The sequence below is a fragment of the Lentibacillus kimchii genome, from assembly GCF_042666895.1.
GTDB classification, from domain to species: domain Bacteria; phylum Bacillota; class Bacilli; order Bacillales; family Amphibacillaceae; genus Lentibacillus; species Lentibacillus kimchii.
On the sequence record NZ_JBHTGR010000054.1, the window covers coordinates 1 to 18281 of the forward strand.

The following is an 18281-nucleotide window of genomic DNA, read 5'->3' on the forward strand; positions in this document are numbered from 1 at the left end:
TTTTAGTTCAACTACCATTATACAAGATTTGGGGAGGTACTTCCTTTTTTACGTTTTTAAGTCCTTGCGCCGCAAGGGCTATGAATTATGAAATTCGCTCATATTTTATTTTTAATAAATGCAACTGTTTTAGCAATTGTACATAACGCAAAAAAGAATACTATCTCTAATGAAACTAAAATTGGTTATTCATTTGTTTGGACACTACTAGGTCTGTTAGTCGTTATTTTTATATTGTGATTGGCTTCAGCATTCGGGCGCAAGAAAGGAATAACGCTTGTGCCACTTTTGTATATTGACTGCGCTAATTGCATTTATATTATTAAAATGATTACCAGCAACGAAATGCTCCCACCAGCAACAAATAAAGGCAGAGGTGAATATGTGGAAAACCAACCGCACCACAAAAGTAGATTTCAGATTTTATTAGAAATCCTATTGGCTTCCACCAAACTGGGATTTACATCTTTTGGAGGGCCTGTAGCGCATTTAGCTTACTTTAAAGACGAATACATTGATCGCCGGAAGTGGCTGGATGATAAAACTTATACGGATATTATTGCTCTGTGTCAGTTCCTTCCGGGACCGGCAAGCAGTCAGGTGGGTATCTCTATAGGAATGCTGCGAGGAGGCATTTTGGGAGGGATCATATCATGGATTGGTTTTACCCTCCCATCGGTGATTGTTCTCATCATCTTCGCCATGTTTTATCAGACTTTTACTTTAGAGGATGCAGGGTTTATTCATAGCTTAAAAGTCGTAGCCGCAGCGATTGTACTACACGCTGTAATCGGGTTGGGCAAGAAAATGACACCTGATAAAATACGACTTTCTATCGCCATTGTGGCTGCCTTTATTATGCTGGTTTATCCATCTGCATGGATGCAAATTGTTATCATAATCTGCGCAGGTGTATTAGGTATAAAACTATTTAAAGATAAGGCAGAATCAAAAGTAACACCTTTTTCTGTCACCATTTCTAAGAAAACAGGAATCATTTCATTGGGAATTTTGATCTTTGGTCTTATTGCGCTGCCTATCATAACGAAGCTAACGAACAACCCGTTGCTTAATATTTTTGATATCTTTTTCAGGGTTGGTTCATTGGTCTTTGGCGGCGGGCATGTTGTCCTGCCGATGCTCGAACGAGAAGTTGTTCCAACGGGCTGGATGTTACCTGAACAGTTTCTTGCTGGGTACGGAATGGCCCAAGCCGTACCTGGGCCATTATTCACGTTTTCCAGTTATTTAGGAACGATTATGGAAGGAATCGGTGGCGCAGTTGTCGCAACCGTAGGTATATTTTTACCGTCCTTTCTGCTAGTTATCGCAGCTTTACCGTTTTTAAATGAATTACGTAAACATTCGACATTCCAGGGAATTCTTATGGGAGTGAATGCAAGTGTTGTTGGAATCTTGTTAGCAGCATTCTATGATCCAGTTATCAAGAGTTCAATATTTGATGCATCAGATTTTGCTTTAGGCGTTGTCCTATTCGCCTTATTAAACATTTGGAAGATTCCAGCATGGCTCATCGTGATATTGGGTGTTGCAGGTGGTTATATTATCAGTTTCATCGGTATCTGATCTTGCAATAATACTAACTAATAGCAGAAAGAACTTTTTGCAGAAGGTTTTCAGTGTTAAAAGGAAATAAGTTAATGTTTCTCGCACTGGCACTTTTGGCACCCTTATTTTTAATTGGATGTCAGAGCAATAATCTTGATTTGAGTGATGATGTAACTGAGATAGAGGTTTTTAAATCCGATAGTGATGAGCTGATTGCTGCGATTGATGATGCAGACTTTATAGATAAGCTTGTCAATGAATTAGATAACGCAAGAACAAAAACGACGGCAAATATTGATTATCGGTCACCTGATTACGAGTTATTTTTCAAAAATAACGATAAAACCATTTTTCATATTGGTTATTATCAGGAAGTAATGGATTTAGGAATAAATGGGCGTTATTTGGATGATGATGGTTTAATCTATGGGGCAGAACTTCAGTTACCTATCGATTAATTTTATTAATGGCTTCAAACTTTTTAGGAAGGATAAAGATGAAGACATAAATTTAAACGTATCGTGATGTTTCTCCTCCAGAACGGACCCCGATAAAAAAAGCCGGCCCCTGTTAAAACAGGCGGCCGAACAAGCCAAGTACGATAAGAATACCGAGAAAGATCCAAAGCCCTTTTTTTATGAGCTGATTATTGTGCTGTTTTTTCTGCCAGCGATTGGGATCGAAATGAATGGATCCATCGTTAACGGGCCGTGTCCTGACCCATGGGTTGTAAGGCCGGACACCCGCGAGAAACAGCGGAGCCAGTGCAAAACCGCCGATGAAGCCGAAGACGTGTGCGTAAACATTGACGCCTGAGCGGAGAAACGTCATGAGCAGACCGACGACAACAATAACGGTAATCACCTGGGTGCTGGAGTGATCAATCAGGTGCTTACGGAAAGCAACCATGAAAAGATAAATCCCGAAAAGGCCGTAAATTGCTCCGGACGCACCAAGATGGGCATACAGATCAGGACCAATTAAATACGTCGCCAGACTGGCGATAAATCCTGTCCCGATATAGGCTGCGAGAAATTTCAGTTTGCCCATCATCTGTTCAAGTGCCGGGCCGAAGATGACGAGTGCAAACGAATTAAATAAAACGTGCATAAGCCCACCGTGCAGGAATATCGCAGTGAAGAGCCGCCAGTATTCGCCCTGGCTGATTAAATGATTGGCGCCTATTCCCCAATACTGAATCATGGTGCCGAGCGGGGTTTGGATAACGTCAGTCAAAAGCCAGAGGACCACCTGGATAATGATGATCCAGGAAACAATCGGATAAAGCCGGAAAAATTCTTTAATGCTTCGCTCATTGCGAAGAAACATGTCTCTGCCTCCTTGTGTCTGGTCAAGATCAAATTGGTGATTATGCTAAACGAATGCCGTTCTGGTTTTACAGCCGGCTGTTTCAGTCGTGTTATTAGCGTATGATATGCTGGCTGTATACCCATAATTGCCTGGGAATACACTTTGCCTGTATCATGATACGCTATTTATAAGAGAGAGGAAAGCCATTTTTATGATTAAAGGAATCGGTATTGATACAATCGAATTAGACCGTATTTGGTATCGTATGAAAAAGACTGGACGATTTGCGGACCGGATTTTAACGCATAAGGAAAAGTCTTTTTTGACTGCTTTATCGAGCGAACGGCGGCAGGCTGAATATTTAGCAGGCCGGTTTGCGGCTAAGGAAGCTTTTTCGAAGGCTGCCGGCCGGGGCATTGGAACATTGAGCTTTCAGCACATGGACGTGACGACCGGCCCGAGCGGCGCGCCCCAAATGAGCGTTGCAGGCTATGAGAAGCAGCGTATTTTTGTCTCGATTTCACATAGCCGGGATCATGCCATTGCCCAAGTCGTGATTGAGGAAACGGCTGATTCCTGATAGGCGGTTTGGCATAATCGGTATGGTTGTCTCATATAGTCTAGTGCGGGCAGGAGGGAATAGTGTGTATATTGTCACCGCGGAAGAAATGTACGATATGGATCGTGAAGCTATTCAGGACATAGGCATTGATGGCAGGATCCTGATGGAGAATGCCGGACGGGCTATGTCGGATACGATTGAAGCACGTATTCAGAAGACGGGGTGCATCCGTGTTTTAGCCGGGAGCGGCAATAACGGCGGCGACGGGTTCGTGATTGCGAGGACGCTTCTGGACAGAGGTTTCGATGTGGCTGTTGTGCAAATCGTGCCGAACACGAAAATCAGCGGTGAGGCACTGGTGCACAAAAATTTACTGGTGGCATGCGGCGGGCACGTTCGGGTGACGCGCGATTTGGCTGCTGTTCGTGAGGAAATCGATGGGGCTGATGTGATCGTTGATGCGATGCTTGGTATTGGTGTAAAAGGCAAGCCACGCGAGCCGCTTGACCAGATCATAACACTGCTTAACCAGGCGGAAGGCTATATCATGGCAGTTGACATACCATCGGGACTGCCGGCCAATGAAGGTGTTGCGGCTTTTCAGGCGGTACAGGCTGATGAAACCATGATTGCCGGCTATCCGAAGATGAGTGCTTTTCTGGAAGCGACGCGTGCGTATTACGGCCGGTGGACAACCGTCTCAATTGGACTTCCGGCAGCCGTTACAGCCAAGCATGGGCACCGGCGTGTCTGGATGGCGGACGATTTTCAGGCGCATATGCCCGAGCGGAAGCGCGATTCGCATAAAGGGGATCACGGGCACGGGCTGGTGATCGGTGGTAACGCTGAGATGCCTGGTTCAGTCGCCATGACGACGACGGCCGCTTTACGGTCAGGCGCCGGCTTGATCACGGCTGCGACGACACGCGACGTGATCCCGGTTATCGCAGCTCATTGTATGGAAGCAACTTACCGGACGCTCGCGGCTACGGACGGTTTTTTAAATAACGAAACGTCCATACCGTTTGACGCGTACGATGCTGTCGTGATGGGTATGGGCATGGGACGCCGGCCGGAAACCGGAAAGTTAGTGGAGCGGGTGATTGATGAGGCAGCCTGTCCACTCATTATGGATGCCGACGCGCTGCATCATTTGAAACCAGTGCTGCACAAGCTCATACAGCGCACACATCCGGTTGTGCTGACGCCGCATCCGGGCGAAATGGCGATGCTTTTGGATGTGCCAGTCCGGGACCTCTTGCAGTCACCATTTTCATACATGGCGGCGTTTGCTGAGAATTATCAGGTGTATGTGATTTTAAAAGGAATGTTTACGATTATCACGGCGCCTGATGGCAGTCAGCTGGTGAGCACCGCTGGGAATCAGGGACTGGCTAAAGGCGGAAGTGGTGATGTGCTCTCAGGCATTGCTTCAGCCATGATCATGCAGTCGCAGCAGCTCCCCGAAGCATTGGCGAATGCCTGTTTCGTTCAGGGACAGGCAGCTGAATTATTAACGGATGACACACATTCTGTCTATGACTTAATGGCTTCTGATGTCATAGCTGGCATCACGGATGTTTATCGTACATGGATAACAGACTGATCGCGGTGACGATTCCCTTCGTCGGGACCACAGCTCGCAAATTGCGTGAAACGCGACAAGGGAGACATGTCCATGAAACGAATAGTTGGTACGGTTGTCATGGTCTTCAGTTTTATGCTGATACTCGCAGCTTGTGGTGAAGAGACCCAGGAGGACGTTAACGGAAAACTGGAGTCAAAACTCGAATCCATGGAAGGGTATAAAGCAAAAGCCAAAATGACGATGAGCACCGGAAAAGAAGATGAGGAGTACCAGATAGACGTTTGGCATAAGAAGGATGATTTGTACCGTGTGGCACTCAGCAATGGCCAGGACGCGAAAGGACAGCAGATTATTTTAAAGAATGAGGACGGTGTATTTGTGCTGTCACCTGAGCTGAATAAAAGTTTCAAATTTCAGGAGGAATGGCCAGAGAACGGCAGCCAGCCTTATCTGTACCAGTCACTGGTCAACGATATTATAAAAGATAATGACGCCGAATTTGAATCAGGCGACAACTATTATCGGTTTGAGACGGAGACCAATTACCAGAGCAACAATAATTTGCCATATCAGGAAGTATCGTTTGATAAGGAGTCGTATACGCCCGTTAATGTAAAAGTGATGGACAAAGATCGCAATACGCTTGTACAAGTGGAATTCCAGGAGTTCAATATGGACCCTGAATTTACGGAAGACGACTTCAAAATGGATAAAAACATGGCAGGCGAATCCAATGGTCAAACTGTGTCAGGTGAGGCGGACACGTTCACCGTGCTTTATCCGAAAAATATGGCAGGTTCAGAGCTTATCGAAGAAGAAAGAACTGACACGGAAAACGGCAATCGTGTGATCATGACATTTTCCGGTGAAAAAGACTTTACGCTGGTCGAGGAACAACAGGATACCGTGTCGAATATGTCTGAGCCGCAGATGGTCGATGGCGAGATTGTAAACTTGGGTCATGCTGTCGGTGCGCTTGCAGATAATACGCTGGAATGGACACATAAAGGCATGAGTTTTGTCCTGGCCAGTGAGGAACTAACGCGTGAGGAAATGATTGGTGTGGCCAAATCGGTACAAGGAAAAGACGTGAAGTAGCAACATTTGGCAAGCAGACTCATACGAGAAGGGTCTGCTTTTTATTTATTAGTGATTCCGGTAAAATAGCATAGTATGTCAGGTTAGCGAGAGGGGCGATTTTATGGAGCAGCAGCATTTCCGGCCTACATGGGCTGAAGTAAATCTTGAAGCTATTGGGGAAAATATTGGGCAGATGATCGACAAACTTCCGGAAAACTGCAGCATGATCGCTGTTGTGAAAGCTGATGCCTACGGTCATGGAGCGGTTGAGGTATCGAAGAAAGCGCTGGCCTCAGGCGCGAAAATGCTGGCAGTCGCGCTGCTTGAAGAAGCGTTGGCACTGCGTGAGGCGGGTATCACAGCGCCGATTCTCGTGCTCGGAAGTATCATGCCCCGTGATGTTCCGGTGGCCGTCCAGCAGGATCTGACATTAACGTGTTTTGAGACGGATTGGATCCGCGAAGTGAATCAGCTGGACCTCCCATCACCGGTCAATGTGCATATGAAGTGGGATACAGGCATGGGACGCGCTGGCCTCCGGACTCAAGAAGAACTGGACGAGGTTGCAGAGGCTATGCAGGTGAGCCGGTCTGTCCAGCTGACCGGCATTTACACGCATTTTGCCACCGCCGATGAAGCAGGCCTCACCTATTTTGCGATGCAGGAGAACCGCTTTGCCGAGCTGTGGGAACGTTTCAAAGCGGTGTGGTATGAACCGGTCATGGTTCATACCGGAAACAGTGCGGCGTCGATCCGTTTTCCGGACCACATGTATGACGGCATTCGTTTTGGGATTTCCATGTATGGTATTTATCCGTCAGACGCTGTGAGAGATGAGCAGACGATTGATCTGGAGCCGGCTTTTTCCCTGCACAGCAGACTGACGTATGTTAAAAAAGTCGCAGCTGGTGAATCCATCAGCTACGGTGCGTCTTATACAGCGGCTGCAGAAGAATTCATCGGCACCGTACCGATTGGCTATGCGGACGGCTGGATCCGCAAGCTGCAGGGCATGGATGTCCTGGTTGATGGCAAACGGATGCCGATTGTGGGGCGCATTACCATGGATCAGACGATGATTAAATTGGATCAGGCATACCCCGCTGGTACGAAGGTCACGTTAATTGGCAGGCAGGCCAGTGACATTATTGAAGCTGACGACATTGCGGCCAAACTCGACACCATCAGCTATGAAGTCCCCTGTATGATAGCAGAGCGTGTGCCCAGAATTTATAGGTAATGGAGGCATAAATTTTAAAGATCCAGGCATAAATTAACTGATTTACCATAACATAAAGACAGGAAGCCCAAACTATGTAAGTCAGGTTCTAACCAGTTCAGAAGCATCGCTGGAAACTCACTCAGAACAGCCGCATATGGGGACGAGTGCTCTGAAACGCGTATTCAGATTTGTTCCGATAAGCCTTTGCAAAATGGGCCCGACAATGATACTATTGGATTAGAATTCAATCTAGATCGTTACCAGTTGTCGGAGGTGCATGGTTTTGTCGGAAAGCTTACAGGAAATCTCAGTACGTTTACCCAAGAACCTGCTAAATGAGGTGGATGGATTTATGGAACACGAAAATAGCGATTTGAGTGATTTCATTTGTCAGGCAACAAGAAACTATCTGGAATATAAAAAAGAAGAGCATATCCAGCAGTTCTGTGAGTCAATGCAGCAAGGCTATATGGAAATGGCCAATATTAATCTGACTATCGCTTCAGAAGCTTTTCAGGCGGAAGAAGAAGCTGAAAAAAATAACCTGCAGCGCACAGTGATCGGAGTGTAGGCACGTGATCGTTCAACGAGGCGAAGTTTATTTCGCCGATCTCTCCCCGGTCGTGGGATCAGAACAGGGAGGCATCCGTCCGGTATTGATCCTGCAAAATGATATCGGAAACCGGTTTAGTCCAACGGTGATTGTTGCTGCGATAACTGCTCAGATTCAGAAGGCCAAACTCCCGACGCACGTGGAGATCGACGCGAAAAGATATGGATTTGAACGTAATTCGGTTATATTGCTGGAACAAATCAGAACCCTGGATAAACAGCGGTTGACCGATAAGATAACAAAGCTTGATAATCATATGATGGCAAAGATAGATAAGGCTTTAGAAATCAGTCTTGGCCTGAAAGACATGTATGACTAATAGGCAGCCTCCCGCAACGGGGTGCCTGTTTAGGTGACGTATGATGTCTTATCATTGAACGGTTTGTTAGAAAAACGATGGTTTTCCCGGGGTGGGAAAACCATCGTTTTTCGTCAGTATCGAAATTGAACAGAATTTATGGTACGCTGTCTGTAAATGCAGAATAACGACAGCCTATTGGGACAAGCGGGAGGATCAAATGGATAAGACGTTCAAAAAAATCGTATTGGATAATAGTGATCAAATTGTCGAAAATTGGCTTGAAGAGGTTGATTTACTCACCAAATCCAGTGGTTCATTCAGTGTGCCGGATGAGTTATTGGAAAGTACCAATCAGGAATTTGCGAATGTTATTTTCAACAGTATTCAAAGTGAGGGCGATACCGAGCAGCTCAAACAGTTCGCCGAAAAACTGGTGAATCTGGGCTGGGAAGTAAGCTACATAACAGATGGGCTGCAGGAGTTCAGGCGCGTCGCCATTGACTTTATACTCAGTCGGTCTGAAGCGATTGATACACAGTTTATCTCAGAGCTGCTGCGGAGCGTGGATACGTGGATCGAGCCCGTTATCAGACAGCTGGTTAATGAGTACTCAGGCAACTGGGAAAATATTCTGTCTCTGCAGCGTGATGCCTTGCAGGAGTTGGCTGCTCCACTTATTCCAATTATGGATAACATTACGGTTATGCCGCTGGTCGGAACCATTGATACAGAACGTGCCAAGTCCATTATGGAAAACTTGCTTTACGGTGTGATTGAGCATGATTCAGAAGTTGTGTTAATTGATATCACAGGCGTTCCCGTTGTGGACACGATGGTGGCTCATCATATTATTCAGGCAGCGGATGCCGTGCGTCTGGTTGGGGCAACGTGTATTCTTGTCGGTATCCGGCCGGAGATTGCCCAGACGATTGTTAACCTTGGTATTGATCTGAGCAGTTTTCCGACCCAGAACTCACTTAAAAAAGGATTTGTTAAAGCACTGGAACTGACAGGCCGCCAAGTCATTGATGTCAGCCAGGAGAATGAGCCGGTGGAAAATCTGATCGATTCACTTGGTGAGGAGTGATACCATGCGAATTCCAATTTTAAAGCTTCATAACTATTTACTAATTTCCATTCAAGAGGAAATGGATGATAAGACAGCCGTGCAATTTCAAGAGGATTTGCTGAACAAGATTCACACGACAGGTGCTTCAGGTGTTGTCATTGATCTGACGTCAGTGGAAATGATTGATTCGTTTATCGCCAAGGTGCTCAGTGATGTTGTTGCCATGTCAGATCTGATGGGGGCGCGTGTTGTGTTAACCGGGATCCAGCCTTCTGTTGCGATCACCTTAAATGACTTAGGCGTGCATTTGCAGCATGTCCAAACGGCCTTAGACTTAGAGCGAGGACTGAAAAAACTGCATCAGGAATTGGGGGATTAAGTATGACAGCCCAGTCCTGTGTGCCAATTAAAAATGAATGGGACATCGTCAAGGCACGCCAGATTGGCAGGAACATGGCGCGCGATATCGGTTTTGGAACAGTTGATCAGGCGCGCATCGCCACGGCAATATCTGAACTTGCCCGGAATATCTATCTGTATGCCGTGAATGGCGAAATATGTTTTGACAAAGCTGCCCACTCGAAGCCAGACGGGATAACGATTCATTCTCACGATGCCGGTCCGGGCATTGCGAGCATCAGTGAGGTCATGGAGGACGGTTATTCCACATCAGGAAGCCTTGGTGCAGGACTTCCTGGCGTAAAACGCTTAGTTGATCAATTCGACATTCAGTCCGAAGAGGGAAAAGGAACTGATATTCGGGCGATGAAACAATTGCGATAACCATGCTTATGCAAGAACGATAAAAGGGAAGGACCCCGGTGCCGGTATGCTTCCCTTTTGTTGTCCAATTATGCGAGGGAGAGGGGGATATAGACTGTGGCAGTTCCGAGTACAGATATCAGCCACTATAGGGAATTATTAAAACATTATATTGAAACACAGGATGAGGAATCGCTCTATGGTGCCGAGCAAATCAGCAAGGAATTGATTCAGAACAATGTACCGCCCGAAGAAATTATCAATCTTCATATTCGGGTGATGTCAGAGCTGTATCCTGCTATACCGGATAACTTCCGCTACTCGCTGAATTTTTTGCTGGAAATCATGATTGCCTATGGCATTACGTACCAGGAATACTATTCACTGAGGGAGGAACAATCGGAACTCAAGTCAGAAATTGCTATTGCCGCCAATATGCAGGACACACTGCTGACGACCGAAACCCCTGATATTTCCGGTCTGGACATTGGTGTTATCAGTGTCCCAGCCCATCAAATGAGCGGGGATTATTATCACTTTTTGTCTGGTGCTGACGGAACACTGGGCATCACAGTTGCCGATGTGATCGGCAAGGGCATTCCGGCAGCTTTATGTATGTCCATGATCAAATATTCAATGGAAAGTCTTCCCGAGGCAAGCATGAGCCCGCAGAATATTTTAAAGAATGTGAACCGTGTCGTTGAGCAGAATGTTGATCCGAGTATGTTTATCACCATGTTTTATGCTCAGTACCTGCCTGAGGAAAGCAGCATACGCTATGCATCCGCGGGTCATGAACCGGGTTTTTATTACGATGCTCAAACACAGACGTTTGAAGAAATTAAGGCGAAAGGTCTGATACTCGGTGTCCTGCCCGATACAGAGTACCGCCAGTATGAACGGATTATCCATAAGGGTGATATGGTGATTCTTTTGACAGATGGGGTGACCGAATGCCGCCAGGGTGACCGTTTTATTGAGACGGATGAAGTCCTTGAGGTGATCGAGCAGTATGCTGATCTTCCGGCACAGGAAATGGTGAATAAAGTCTATAAGCATTTTGAACGTCTCCAGGATTTCCAATTGCGTGATGATTTTACCTTGGTTGTGCTGCGAAAAGACGTTTAATCGCTCGGAGCTCAGGGAACATGTAACTACATGCATAAATAACGCAGAACGCTAGCCAGAGGAGGAAGCATATGGATTTACAAGTAGACGTAGCTGAAGAAACGGATAAGTCTGTTGTGAACCTGTCCGGTGAAGTGGATGCTTATACAGCACCCAAGTTAAAAGAAGCATTGCTGCCATTGACCAAGACGGAAGATCATTTGGCAGAAGTCAATTTGGAAAATGTTCATTATATGGACAGTACAGGACTGGGTATCTTTGTCAGTGCCCTGAAATCCACAAAAGAACATAACAGCGAACTGCGTCTTATTAATCTGCAGGACCGTGTATTAAGATTGTTCCGGATTACAGGGCTGGATCAGATTATGACGATTGATACGGCCATTCAAGGTGGGAATGAGCGATGAAAGACCATGAATTTATCGAAATGAAAATCCCCGCTAAAGCAGATTATGTTGGGGTTGTCCGTCTCAGTATTTCAGGGATTGCCAGCCGTCTGGGTTTTGCCTATGATGCGATTGAAGATTTAAAAGTTGCTGTTTCCGAAGCCATTACGAATGCCGTTGAGCACGCCTATAACAAGAACGGCGAAGGTGAAGTAACAATTGGTTTTGGCCTCTACCAGGATCGTCTGGAGACTGTTGTAGCGGATCACGGCGACCATTTTGACCTAAATGAACTAAAAGGAGGCGTTGGGCCTTACAAAGGCTCCGAGTCAGTTGAAGAACTGCAGGAAAATGGCTTTGGTCTTTTTCTGATTGATGCATTAATGGATAAATTGGAAATTACAAACGACGACGGAGCTATAGTTCTAATGACGAAATTCCTGAATGAAACTGAGGTGGGTGTTGATGACGACCAGATCCCAACAACCCGATAAGGAACAAGATGACATTTATGAATTAGTCGAAGCCCTGCAAAACGACCCTCAAAATGAATCCCTGCAGGAAAGAGTTGTTTTAACCTACAAGAATCTAGTTGAATCCATCGCCCGGAAGTATTCGAAAAACAGCAGCATTCAAGAAGATCTGACACAGGTGGGCATGATCGGTTTAATCGCTGCTGTCAGGCGGTATGACCCATCGGTGGGGAAAACATTTGAGTCGTTTGCTGTCCCGACAATTATAGGTGAGATTAAACGGTTTATCCGTGATAAGACATGGAGTGTCCATGTGCCGCGCCGGATCAAAGAATTAGGTCCGAAAATCAGAAAATCGATTGATGAATTAACAACTGAGAATCAAAAATCCCCAACTGTTCCGGAGATAGCCGCTTATCTTGAGGTTTCTGAGGAGGAAGTGCTGGAAACCATGGAGATGGGCAAAAGCTATAAAGCTCTTTCCGTTGATCGGAAGGTTGAGGCCGATTCAGAGGGCAGCACCGTTGCACTGCTGGATTTGATCGGAAGTGGTGACAGCGGGTTTGACAACGTTGACCAGCGTATGCTTCTGGAGAACATACTGCCCGTGTTATCAGAAAGGGAGCAGGACGTGCTGCGCTGCACGTACTTTGACCATTTGAGTCAAAAGGAAACCGGTGATCACCTTGGCATTTCACAGATGCATGTCTCGCGTCTGCAGCGCCGTTCATTGCGCAAGCTCCGTGAAGCATTACAAACTGAAGAAAGTACGGAGATGCTCGATTGACTGATCAGACGCCTAAAGTCGAAACAGCTGTTTTCCAGCGGAACAAAAAGAATCAGAACTGCTGCGGGGACAGTTATTTTTACACGGTGACTGACGATGAATATGTCTGCGCGCTGGCAGACGGTCTGGGCAGCGGTGAATATGCCAGGGAGTCCTCTGAAACGGTGATCACAATTATTCAAGAACATTTGCAGGCAACGGTCGAACAGCTGCTGCAAAAGTGCAATAAGCAGCTGGCAGGCAAGCGCGGGGCGGTTGTCGGGATTTTGCGAATCGATTTTCGGACGCAGCAGTATTCGTTTTCTTCAATCGGAAACATTGGGGTCCTTGCGATTCCCGAGGACGGCAAAAAGAAACGCAACATACCTGATCACGGCTATCTGGGAAGTCATCGCCAGTCATTTAAAGTGCTGCATGAGCCTATGACTGCCCGGATGAATTTTATTCTGTTTTCGGATGGCGTAACGGACCGTGACTTGTCGCGGCGCTTTTTGCTGAATCCGGATGTGCATCAGGTTGTGCAGACATTTGCCCATTATACCGATGAACGAACGTGTTTGGATGATACGACACTGATCGCTATAAGATATGACAGTTAAGCCCGGCTGAAATGGCCGGCTTTTTTCATTTCGGCTGTTTTTTGGTAAACTGGTACTATCTCGAAAAATCAGACGTAAAGCGTTGTGCAGCGAGCTCTTTCCTTGCTGGATGCCAGTCAGGCTGTGAACGAACAATTTCCCGCTTGGGACGGGTCATGCTTCGTTGCGTGCGTCATGAAGGAGGAACCGTTATGCAAGAACAACTGGAACAATGGGTAGCCAAGGAAGCTGATGTGAAAATATCTGTCGTGAAACGTGTGATTGCATTAATGGACGAAGGCAATACAGTCCCTTTCGTTGCCCGTTACCGGAAAGAGGCGACAGGCGGACTTGATGAAGTGCAGATAAAGCTGATTCAGGATAAGTGGCAATATGCTATGAATCTGGCTGCGCGTAAAGAAGAAGTTATACGTCTGATTGATGAACAGGGAAAACTGACAGAGGAATTAAAGCAGGCGATTAACCAGGCCACACAGCTGCAGCGGGTTGAAGATTTGTACCGCCCGTACAAGCAAAAGCGCCGTACCAGGGCGACAAAAGCTAAAGAAAAAGGGCTGGATCCTCTCGCAGTACGTGTCTGGGACCAGTCGATTCAAGATGTCACCGGCGAGGCGGAAACGTATCTGTCAGAGGAGCAGGGCTTACATACAATTGACGATGTGCTGCAGGGTGTTAATGATATCCTGGCTGAATGGATTGCTGACGATCCCGCTTACCGCCAGTCCATTCGTCATGATACATTTAAACGCGGCAGTATCCAGTCTGAGGCAAAGGATAAAACCAAAGACGAGAACTACGTTTATGAAATGTATTATGACTTTTCTGAGGCCCTGCGCTCGCTGGTATCACACCGGACGCTGGCACTGAATCGCGGTGAAAAAGAAGGCGTGCTGAAAGTGTCGATCGAGCCGCCGAATGAACATATTCTGGCTTATCTAAAGCGCCATGTAATCACAGGTGAAGCGAATAAGGAAACAAAAAGCATCCTGGAGAGCGCTGTTGCTGACAGCTTTCAGAGGCTGATTAAACCTGCCGTTGAACGGGAAGTCCGCAGTCATTTAACAGAAAAGGCGGATGAGCAAGCGATTGATATTTTCTCGAAAAATGTTAAAAACTTGCTATTGCAGCCGCCCCTTAAAGGAAAAACCGTCTTGGGCGTTGACCCAGCCTACCGGACAGGGTGCAAACTATCCGTCGTCGATGAAACAGGTAAGGTGCATGAAGTAGGCATTATGTTCCCGACCGCGCCGAAACATGATACAGCTGGAGCTGAGAAGACTATGCTGGATCTGATCAACCGGTTCCAGGTTGAATTGATAGCAATTGGCAACGGCACAGCCTCACGGGAAACGGAGCAGTTTATTTCCGACGTTATCGGCAAACACGCTCTGGATGTCTCCTATATTATTGTCAATGAAGCGGGTGCGAGTGTCTACTCGGCGTCTCAACTGGCACGTGAGGAGTTCCCGAATCTGCAGGTAGAGGAACGGAGTGCTGCCTCCATTGCCAGACGGATTCAGGATCCGCTGGCGGAACTTGTTAAAATTGATCCGAAGTCTATTGGTGTCGGACAGTATCAGCATGATGTCAGCCAGAAGGATCTGAATGCATCGCTGACGTTTGTGGTTGGTACGGCCGTTAACCAGGTGGGTGTCAACGTTAATACCGCTTCAACATCGTTATTGCAATACGTATCCGGCTTAAGCAAGACGGTCGCTGATAATATCGTGACGAAACGGTATGAAGACGGCAAGTTCAAAGACCGCAGCCAGCTGAAAAAGATTCCGCGACTTGGAGCAAAGACTTATGAGCAGGGGATTGGGTTTTTACGTGTGTTTGACGGGGATAACCCTCTTGACCGGACGCCAATTCACCCTGAAAGCTATCAGCAGGCTGATCAGCTGCTCGACACAATTGGCTATAAAAAAACCGATATCGGCACCGAAGCATTGCGGGACAGGCTCAAGGCGGTCGACGTTCATGCCATGGCTGATGAACTGGACCTGGGCATTCCCACTTTAAAGGATATCATTAACGCCCTCAGCCGGCCGGAACGTGACCCGCGTGATGATTTGCCGAAACCGTTATTAAAACAAAACGTTTTGACCATGGAAGACTTGCAGCCAGGCATGGAAATGCAGGGAACGGTTCGCAATGTCGTGGACTTTGGCGTTTTTGTGGATATTGGCGTGAAACAAGATGGTCTCGTGCATATTTCGAAAATGTCGCAGCAGTTCGTAAAACACCCAATGGATGTAACCTCCGTCGGTGATGTTGTGACTGTATGGGTAGAGACAATTGATGTGGCAAAAGGGCGCATCGGCTTGTCGATGGTGCAGCCGGAGCCAGCAGTATAGCCGGCAGATCGGAGACTTTTATACCAAACGCACAGGTGTTTAACATGGATAGCCTGTGCGTTTGGCGTCAGTATCGAGTCCCCTGACAATTGGTAAAGGCGGTTTTGCAAGTGAACAGTTTAAATGAAGCGGAGTTGTATAACCTGGTTGATCGTCTTTCCCGCCACTATTTCCATAAACCTTTCTCGCACGACGTGATATTCAATCACCGGCTTAGGACAACGGGCGGGCGGTATATGCCAGCAGCTAAAACAATTGAGCTGAATCCCAAATATGTACTCGAAAGCAGTGAAGAAGAAGTTATGGGGATTCTCAAGCATGAACTTTGTCATTATCATCTTCATATCGAAGGGAAAGGCTATCGTCATGGCGACCGGGATTTTAAAGCTTTGTTAAAACAGACGGGCTCACCGAGACACTGTTCGCCGCTGCCATCGGCTGAGAAGCGTCCAAAATACCGTTATCAGTGTGGACAATGCGGCTATATTTATGAACGAATACGCCGGATTAATCTTACGAAATACAGATGCGGGAAATGCCGGGGACAATTAGTTATGCTTAATGGCGGGGCCTGAAACCAGATATGTTTTAAATTTCATCAGGATTATTGACGAAACCTGTTTTCCATGTTAAGTTATACAAGCCTTAAAAAAGTGTGTTTAAACAACGCACTAAAAAGATCTTGAAATTTTGTTTTGAAAATGCATTGACATTAAAGATTATATATTGTATTATAATTTCCGTCGCATTCGTTAGATCGATTGTTTCGACGAAAAACACATCGCTTATTCCACAGTAGCTCAGCGGTAGAGCCCTCGGCTGTTAACCGAGTAGCCGCAGGTTCGAATCCTGCCTGTGGAGCCATATAAGGAGAAGTACTCAAGTGGCTGAAGAGGCGCCCCTGCTAAGGGTGTAGACCGGTTTTCCCGGTGCGAGGGTTCAAATCCCTCCTTCTCCGCCAGAATATGGCCCGTTAGTCAAGTGGTTAAGACACTGCCCTTTCACGGCAGTAACACGGGTTCGAATCCCGTACGGGTCATCCCTCATTTTTTGGTTGGTCTGGTAGTTCAGCTGGTTAGAACGCCTGCCTGTCACGCAGGAGGTCGCGGGTTCGAGTCCCGTCCGGACCGCTATCGTTGGGCTATAGCCAAGCGGTAAGGCATCGGGTTTTGATCCCGTGATTCGCTGGTTCGAATCCAGCTAGCCCAGCCATTTTAAAAGAGGCTTTCTTTACTTCGCCGTTTTCCTTTACAACGCGACGATTTCAAATCAACTGTTTGAAAAAGTTTATGAATACTGCAGTCTATCTATGAGCCATTAGCTCAGTTGGAAGAGCATCTGACTTTTAATCAGAGGGTCGCAGGTTCGATCCCTGCATGGCTCACCTTTTTGCGGATGTGGCGGAATTGGCAGACGCGCTAGACCCAGGATCTAGTGTCTTTACGACGTGAGGGTTCGAGTCCCTCCATCCGCATTTCACAGTTTTTCTGTAGCTGTTGTATTATGAGGATTATCTTATCCATATGCGGCTGTGGCGGAATGGCAGACGCGCTAGGTTGAGGGCCTAGTGGGATTTATCCCGTGGAGGTTCAAGTCCTCTCGGCCGCATTAACATCAACTATTGACGATTTCTTGGTGTTATGATATGATAAAGAATGTCGCTTTAACGCGCCCGTAGCGCAATTGGACAGAGCGTCTGACTACGAATCAGAAGGTTAGAGGTTCGAATCCTCTCGGGCGCACCATATTTACGGGAAGTAGCTCAGCTTGGTAGAGCACGTGGTTTGGGACCATGTGGCCGCAGGTTCAAATCCTGTCTTCCCGACCAGCGAGTTTGCAATGAAATAATTTAAAATATAAGCAGTTATGCGGGTGTAGTTTAGTGGTAAAACCTCAGCCTTCCAAGCTGATGTCGTGGGTTCGATTCCCATCACCCGCTCCATTAAGGGGCCTGTAGCTCAGTTGGTCAGAGCGCACGCCTGATAAGCGTGAGGTCGGTGGTTCGAGTCCACCCAGGCCCATTTTGCTCCTTGAAAACTGAACAAAACAACCAGCCTGAAACAGATGTCAGGTAAGAGGCTCCCGGTCATATGTCTTCATATGATTGGATGAAGCTTTTTGAGACATTATGAACGCTGAGATAAAACGATTGATCGGTGTCAGTCGTTTGCATCTCTCTTATTTATTGGAGAGTTTGATCTTGGCTCAGGACGAACGCTGGCGGCGTGCCTAATACATGCAAGTCGAGCGCGGGAAGCAAGCAGATCCCCTTCGGGGGTGATGCCTGTGGAACGAGCGGCGGACGGGTGAGTATCACGTGGGCAACCTGCCTGTAAGACCGGGATAACTCGTGGAAACGCGAGCTAAAAACGGATAACACCTCTCACCGCATGGTGAGGGATTGAAAGGCGGCCTCAGGCTGCCACTTACAGATGGGCCCGCGGCGCATTAGTTAGTTGGTGGGATCAAAGCCT

Annotated in this window: 19 protein-coding genes, 12 tRNA genes and 1 rRNA gene; 31 read left to right on the forward strand and 1 reads right to left on the reverse strand. The window is 46.9% G+C overall.

Annotation, left to right across the window (positions count from 1 at the left end; all coding sequences use genetic code 11):
- The first annotated feature begins 327 nt into the window (after window positions 1-327).
- Window positions 328-1587: a chromate transporter gene (locus ACFQU8_RS10550; protein WP_382359676.1), complete on the forward strand. Its 1260-nt coding sequence runs from the start codon at window positions 328-330 to the stop codon at window positions 1585-1587.
- A gap of 53 nt (window positions 1588-1640) precedes the next feature.
- Window positions 1641-2027 (forward strand): hypothetical protein, encoded by a 387-nt coding sequence (locus tag ACFQU8_RS10555; RefSeq protein ID WP_382359679.1) that lies wholly within the window; start codon window positions 1641-1643, stop codon window positions 2025-2027.
- Window positions 2028-2139: 112 nt separating this feature from the next.
- Here ACFQU8_RS10555 and ACFQU8_RS10560 read toward each other — a convergent pair whose 3' ends face one another.
- On the reverse strand, window positions 2140-2898 hold the full coding sequence (locus ACFQU8_RS10560; RefSeq protein ID WP_382359682.1) for a rhomboid family intramembrane serine protease: 759 nt from the start codon (window positions 2896-2898) through the stop codon (window positions 2140-2142).
- Between the two features lie 193 nt (window positions 2899-3091).
- Here ACFQU8_RS10560 and acpS point away from each other — a divergent pair, with 193 nt between their 5' ends.
- The 29 genes from acpS to ACFQU8_RS10705 all read left to right on the forward strand — a co-directional run.
- On the forward strand, window positions 3092-3460 hold the full coding sequence (gene acpS / locus ACFQU8_RS10565) for a holo-ACP synthase (protein WP_382359685.1): 369 nt from the start codon (window positions 3092-3094) through the stop codon (window positions 3458-3460).
- A 64-nt stretch (window positions 3461-3524) separates the two neighbouring features.
- Window positions 3525-5048: an NAD(P)H-hydrate dehydratase gene (locus ACFQU8_RS10570; RefSeq protein WP_382359688.1), complete on the forward strand. Its 1524-nt coding sequence runs from the start codon at window positions 3525-3527 to the stop codon at window positions 5046-5048.
- A 72-nt stretch (window positions 5049-5120) separates the two neighbouring features.
- Window positions 5121-6128: a LolA family protein gene (locus ACFQU8_RS10575; RefSeq protein ID WP_382359691.1), complete on the forward strand. Its 1008-nt coding sequence runs from the start codon at window positions 5121-5123 to the stop codon at window positions 6126-6128.
- Window positions 6129-6231: 103 nt separating this feature from the next.
- Window positions 6232-7350 carry an alanine racemase gene (gene alr, locus ACFQU8_RS10580; RefSeq protein ID WP_382359694.1) on the forward strand — a complete coding sequence of 373 codons (1119 nt, stop codon included), beginning with the start codon at window positions 6232-6234 and terminating at the stop codon, window positions 7348-7350.
- A 265-nt stretch (window positions 7351-7615) separates the two neighbouring features.
- Window positions 7616-7903 (forward strand): CopG family ribbon-helix-helix protein, encoded by a 288-nt coding sequence (locus ACFQU8_RS10585; protein ID WP_382359697.1) that lies wholly within the window; start codon window positions 7616-7618, stop codon window positions 7901-7903.
- Between the two features lie 4 nt (window positions 7904-7907).
- The gene (locus ACFQU8_RS10590) at window positions 7908-8264 is read left to right on the forward strand and encodes a type II toxin-antitoxin system PemK/MazF family toxin (protein ID WP_382359700.1); all 357 of its coding nucleotides are present in this window, start codon (window positions 7908-7910) and stop codon (window positions 8262-8264) included.
- A 199-nt stretch (window positions 8265-8463) separates the two neighbouring features.
- Window positions 8464-9333 (forward strand): STAS domain-containing protein, encoded by an 870-nt coding sequence (locus tag ACFQU8_RS10595; RefSeq protein ID WP_382359703.1) that lies wholly within the window; start codon window positions 8464-8466, stop codon window positions 9331-9333.
- A 4-nt stretch (window positions 9334-9337) separates the two neighbouring features.
- Complete coding sequence (locus ACFQU8_RS10600; protein ID WP_382359706.1) at window positions 9338-9694, forward strand: STAS domain-containing protein; 357 nt, start codon at window positions 9338-9340, stop codon at window positions 9692-9694.
- 2 nt (window positions 9695-9696) lie between these two features.
- A complete protein-coding gene (locus ACFQU8_RS10605) occupies window positions 9697-10098 on the forward strand; it encodes an anti-sigma regulatory factor (RefSeq protein WP_382359709.1) in 402 nt (133 codons plus the stop codon).
- Between the two features lie 96 nt (window positions 10099-10194).
- Window positions 10195-11205 (forward strand): PP2C family protein-serine/threonine phosphatase, encoded by a 1011-nt coding sequence (locus tag ACFQU8_RS10610; protein ID WP_382359712.1) that lies wholly within the window; start codon window positions 10195-10197, stop codon window positions 11203-11205.
- Window positions 11206-11276: 71 nt separating this feature from the next.
- Window positions 11277-11612: an STAS domain-containing protein gene (locus ACFQU8_RS10615; protein WP_382359715.1), complete on the forward strand. Its 336-nt coding sequence runs from the start codon at window positions 11277-11279 to the stop codon at window positions 11610-11612.
- Window positions 11609-12085: an anti-sigma B factor RsbW gene (gene rsbW / locus ACFQU8_RS10620; RefSeq protein WP_382359718.1), complete on the forward strand. Its 477-nt coding sequence runs from the start codon at window positions 11609-11611 to the stop codon at window positions 12083-12085. The genes ACFQU8_RS10615 and rsbW overlap by 4 nt, the downstream gene beginning before the upstream one ends.
- Complete coding sequence (sigB, locus tag ACFQU8_RS10625; protein WP_382359721.1) at window positions 12057-12851, forward strand: RNA polymerase sigma factor SigB; 795 nt, start codon at window positions 12057-12059, stop codon at window positions 12849-12851. The genes rsbW and sigB overlap by 29 nt, the downstream gene beginning before the upstream one ends.
- A complete protein-coding gene (locus tag ACFQU8_RS10630; RefSeq protein WP_382359724.1) occupies window positions 12848-13450 on the forward strand; it encodes a protein phosphatase 2C domain-containing protein in 603 nt (200 codons plus the stop codon). Before sigB ends, ACFQU8_RS10630 begins: the two co-directional genes overlap by 4 nt.
- Before the next feature lie 191 nt (window positions 13451-13641).
- Window positions 13642-15807, forward strand: coding sequence for a Tex family protein (locus tag ACFQU8_RS10635; protein WP_382359727.1), 2166 nt, complete (start codon window positions 13642-13644; stop codon window positions 15805-15807).
- A 110-nt stretch (window positions 15808-15917) separates the two neighbouring features.
- Entirely contained in the window at window positions 15918-16382 is a 465-nt protein-coding gene (locus ACFQU8_RS10640; RefSeq protein WP_382359729.1) for a SprT family protein, read from the forward strand.
- 214 nt (window positions 16383-16596) lie between these two features.
- Window positions 16597-16671: transfer RNA gene (locus ACFQU8_RS10645), tRNA-Asn, on the forward strand.
- 5 nt (window positions 16672-16676) lie between these two features.
- Window positions 16677-16768: transfer RNA gene (locus ACFQU8_RS10650), tRNA-Ser, on the forward strand.
- Between the two features lie 6 nt (window positions 16769-16774).
- Window positions 16775-16846 (forward strand) — tRNA-Glu (locus ACFQU8_RS10655).
- A gap of 17 nt (window positions 16847-16863) precedes the next feature.
- A tRNA-Asp gene (locus ACFQU8_RS10660) sits at window positions 16864-16937 on the forward strand.
- A gap of 7 nt (window positions 16938-16944) precedes the next feature.
- A tRNA-Gln gene (locus ACFQU8_RS10665) sits at window positions 16945-17019 on the forward strand.
- A 99-nt stretch (window positions 17020-17118) separates the two neighbouring features.
- A tRNA-Lys gene (locus ACFQU8_RS10670) sits at window positions 17119-17191 on the forward strand.
- A gap of 7 nt (window positions 17192-17198) precedes the next feature.
- Window positions 17199-17281, forward strand: a tRNA-Leu gene (locus tag ACFQU8_RS10675).
- A 51-nt stretch (window positions 17282-17332) separates the two neighbouring features.
- Window positions 17333-17415: transfer RNA gene (locus ACFQU8_RS10680), tRNA-Leu, on the forward strand.
- A 60-nt stretch (window positions 17416-17475) separates the two neighbouring features.
- Window positions 17476-17552: transfer RNA gene (locus tag ACFQU8_RS10685), tRNA-Arg, on the forward strand.
- 6 nt (window positions 17553-17558) lie between these two features.
- Window positions 17559-17635 (forward strand) — tRNA-Pro (locus ACFQU8_RS10690).
- A 40-nt stretch (window positions 17636-17675) separates the two neighbouring features.
- A tRNA-Gly gene (locus ACFQU8_RS10695) sits at window positions 17676-17749 on the forward strand.
- 5 nt (window positions 17750-17754) lie between these two features.
- Window positions 17755-17828 (forward strand) — tRNA-Ile (locus ACFQU8_RS10700).
- A 161-nt stretch (window positions 17829-17989) separates the two neighbouring features.
- A 16S ribosomal RNA gene (locus ACFQU8_RS10705) occupies window positions 17990-18281 on the forward strand; the annotation flags it as partial.

What these genes read in the sequence shown, in the direction of transcription:
- ACFQU8_RS10550 (WP_382359676.1), top strand. Translation starts at nt 328, where the DNA reads ATGATTACCAGCAACGAAATGCTCCCACCAGCAACAAATAAAGGCAGA.
- ACFQU8_RS10560 (WP_382359682.1), bottom strand. Translation starts at nt 2,898, where the DNA reads ATGTTTCTTCGCAATGAGCGAAGCATTAAAGAATTTTTCCGGCTTTAT.
- acpS (WP_382359685.1), top strand. Translation starts at nt 3,092, where the DNA reads ATGATTAAAGGAATCGGTATTGATACAATCGAATTAGACCGTATTTGG.
- ACFQU8_RS10575 (WP_382359691.1), top strand. Translation starts at nt 5,121, where the DNA reads ATGAAACGAATAGTTGGTACGGTTGTCATGGTCTTCAGTTTTATGCTG.
- alr (WP_382359694.1), top strand. Translation starts at nt 6,232, where the DNA reads ATGGAGCAGCAGCATTTCCGGCCTACATGGGCTGAAGTAAATCTTGAA.
- ACFQU8_RS10595 (WP_382359703.1), top strand. Translation starts at nt 8,464, where the DNA reads ATGGATAAGACGTTCAAAAAAATCGTATTGGATAATAGTGATCAAATT.
- ACFQU8_RS10600 (WP_382359706.1), top strand. Translation starts at nt 9,338, where the DNA reads ATGCGAATTCCAATTTTAAAGCTTCATAACTATTTACTAATTTCCATT.
- ACFQU8_RS10605 (WP_382359709.1), top strand. Translation starts at nt 9,697, where the DNA reads ATGACAGCCCAGTCCTGTGTGCCAATTAAAAATGAATGGGACATCGTC.
- ACFQU8_RS10615 (WP_382359715.1), top strand. Translation starts at nt 11,277, where the DNA reads ATGGATTTACAAGTAGACGTAGCTGAAGAAACGGATAAGTCTGTTGTG.
- rsbW (WP_382359718.1), top strand. Translation starts at nt 11,609, where the DNA reads ATGAAAGACCATGAATTTATCGAAATGAAAATCCCCGCTAAAGCAGAT.
- sigB (WP_382359721.1), top strand. Translation starts at nt 12,057, where the DNA reads ATGACGACCAGATCCCAACAACCCGATAAGGAACAAGATGACATTTAT.
- ACFQU8_RS10635 (WP_382359727.1), top strand. Translation starts at nt 13,642, where the DNA reads ATGCAAGAACAACTGGAACAATGGGTAGCCAAGGAAGCTGATGTGAAA.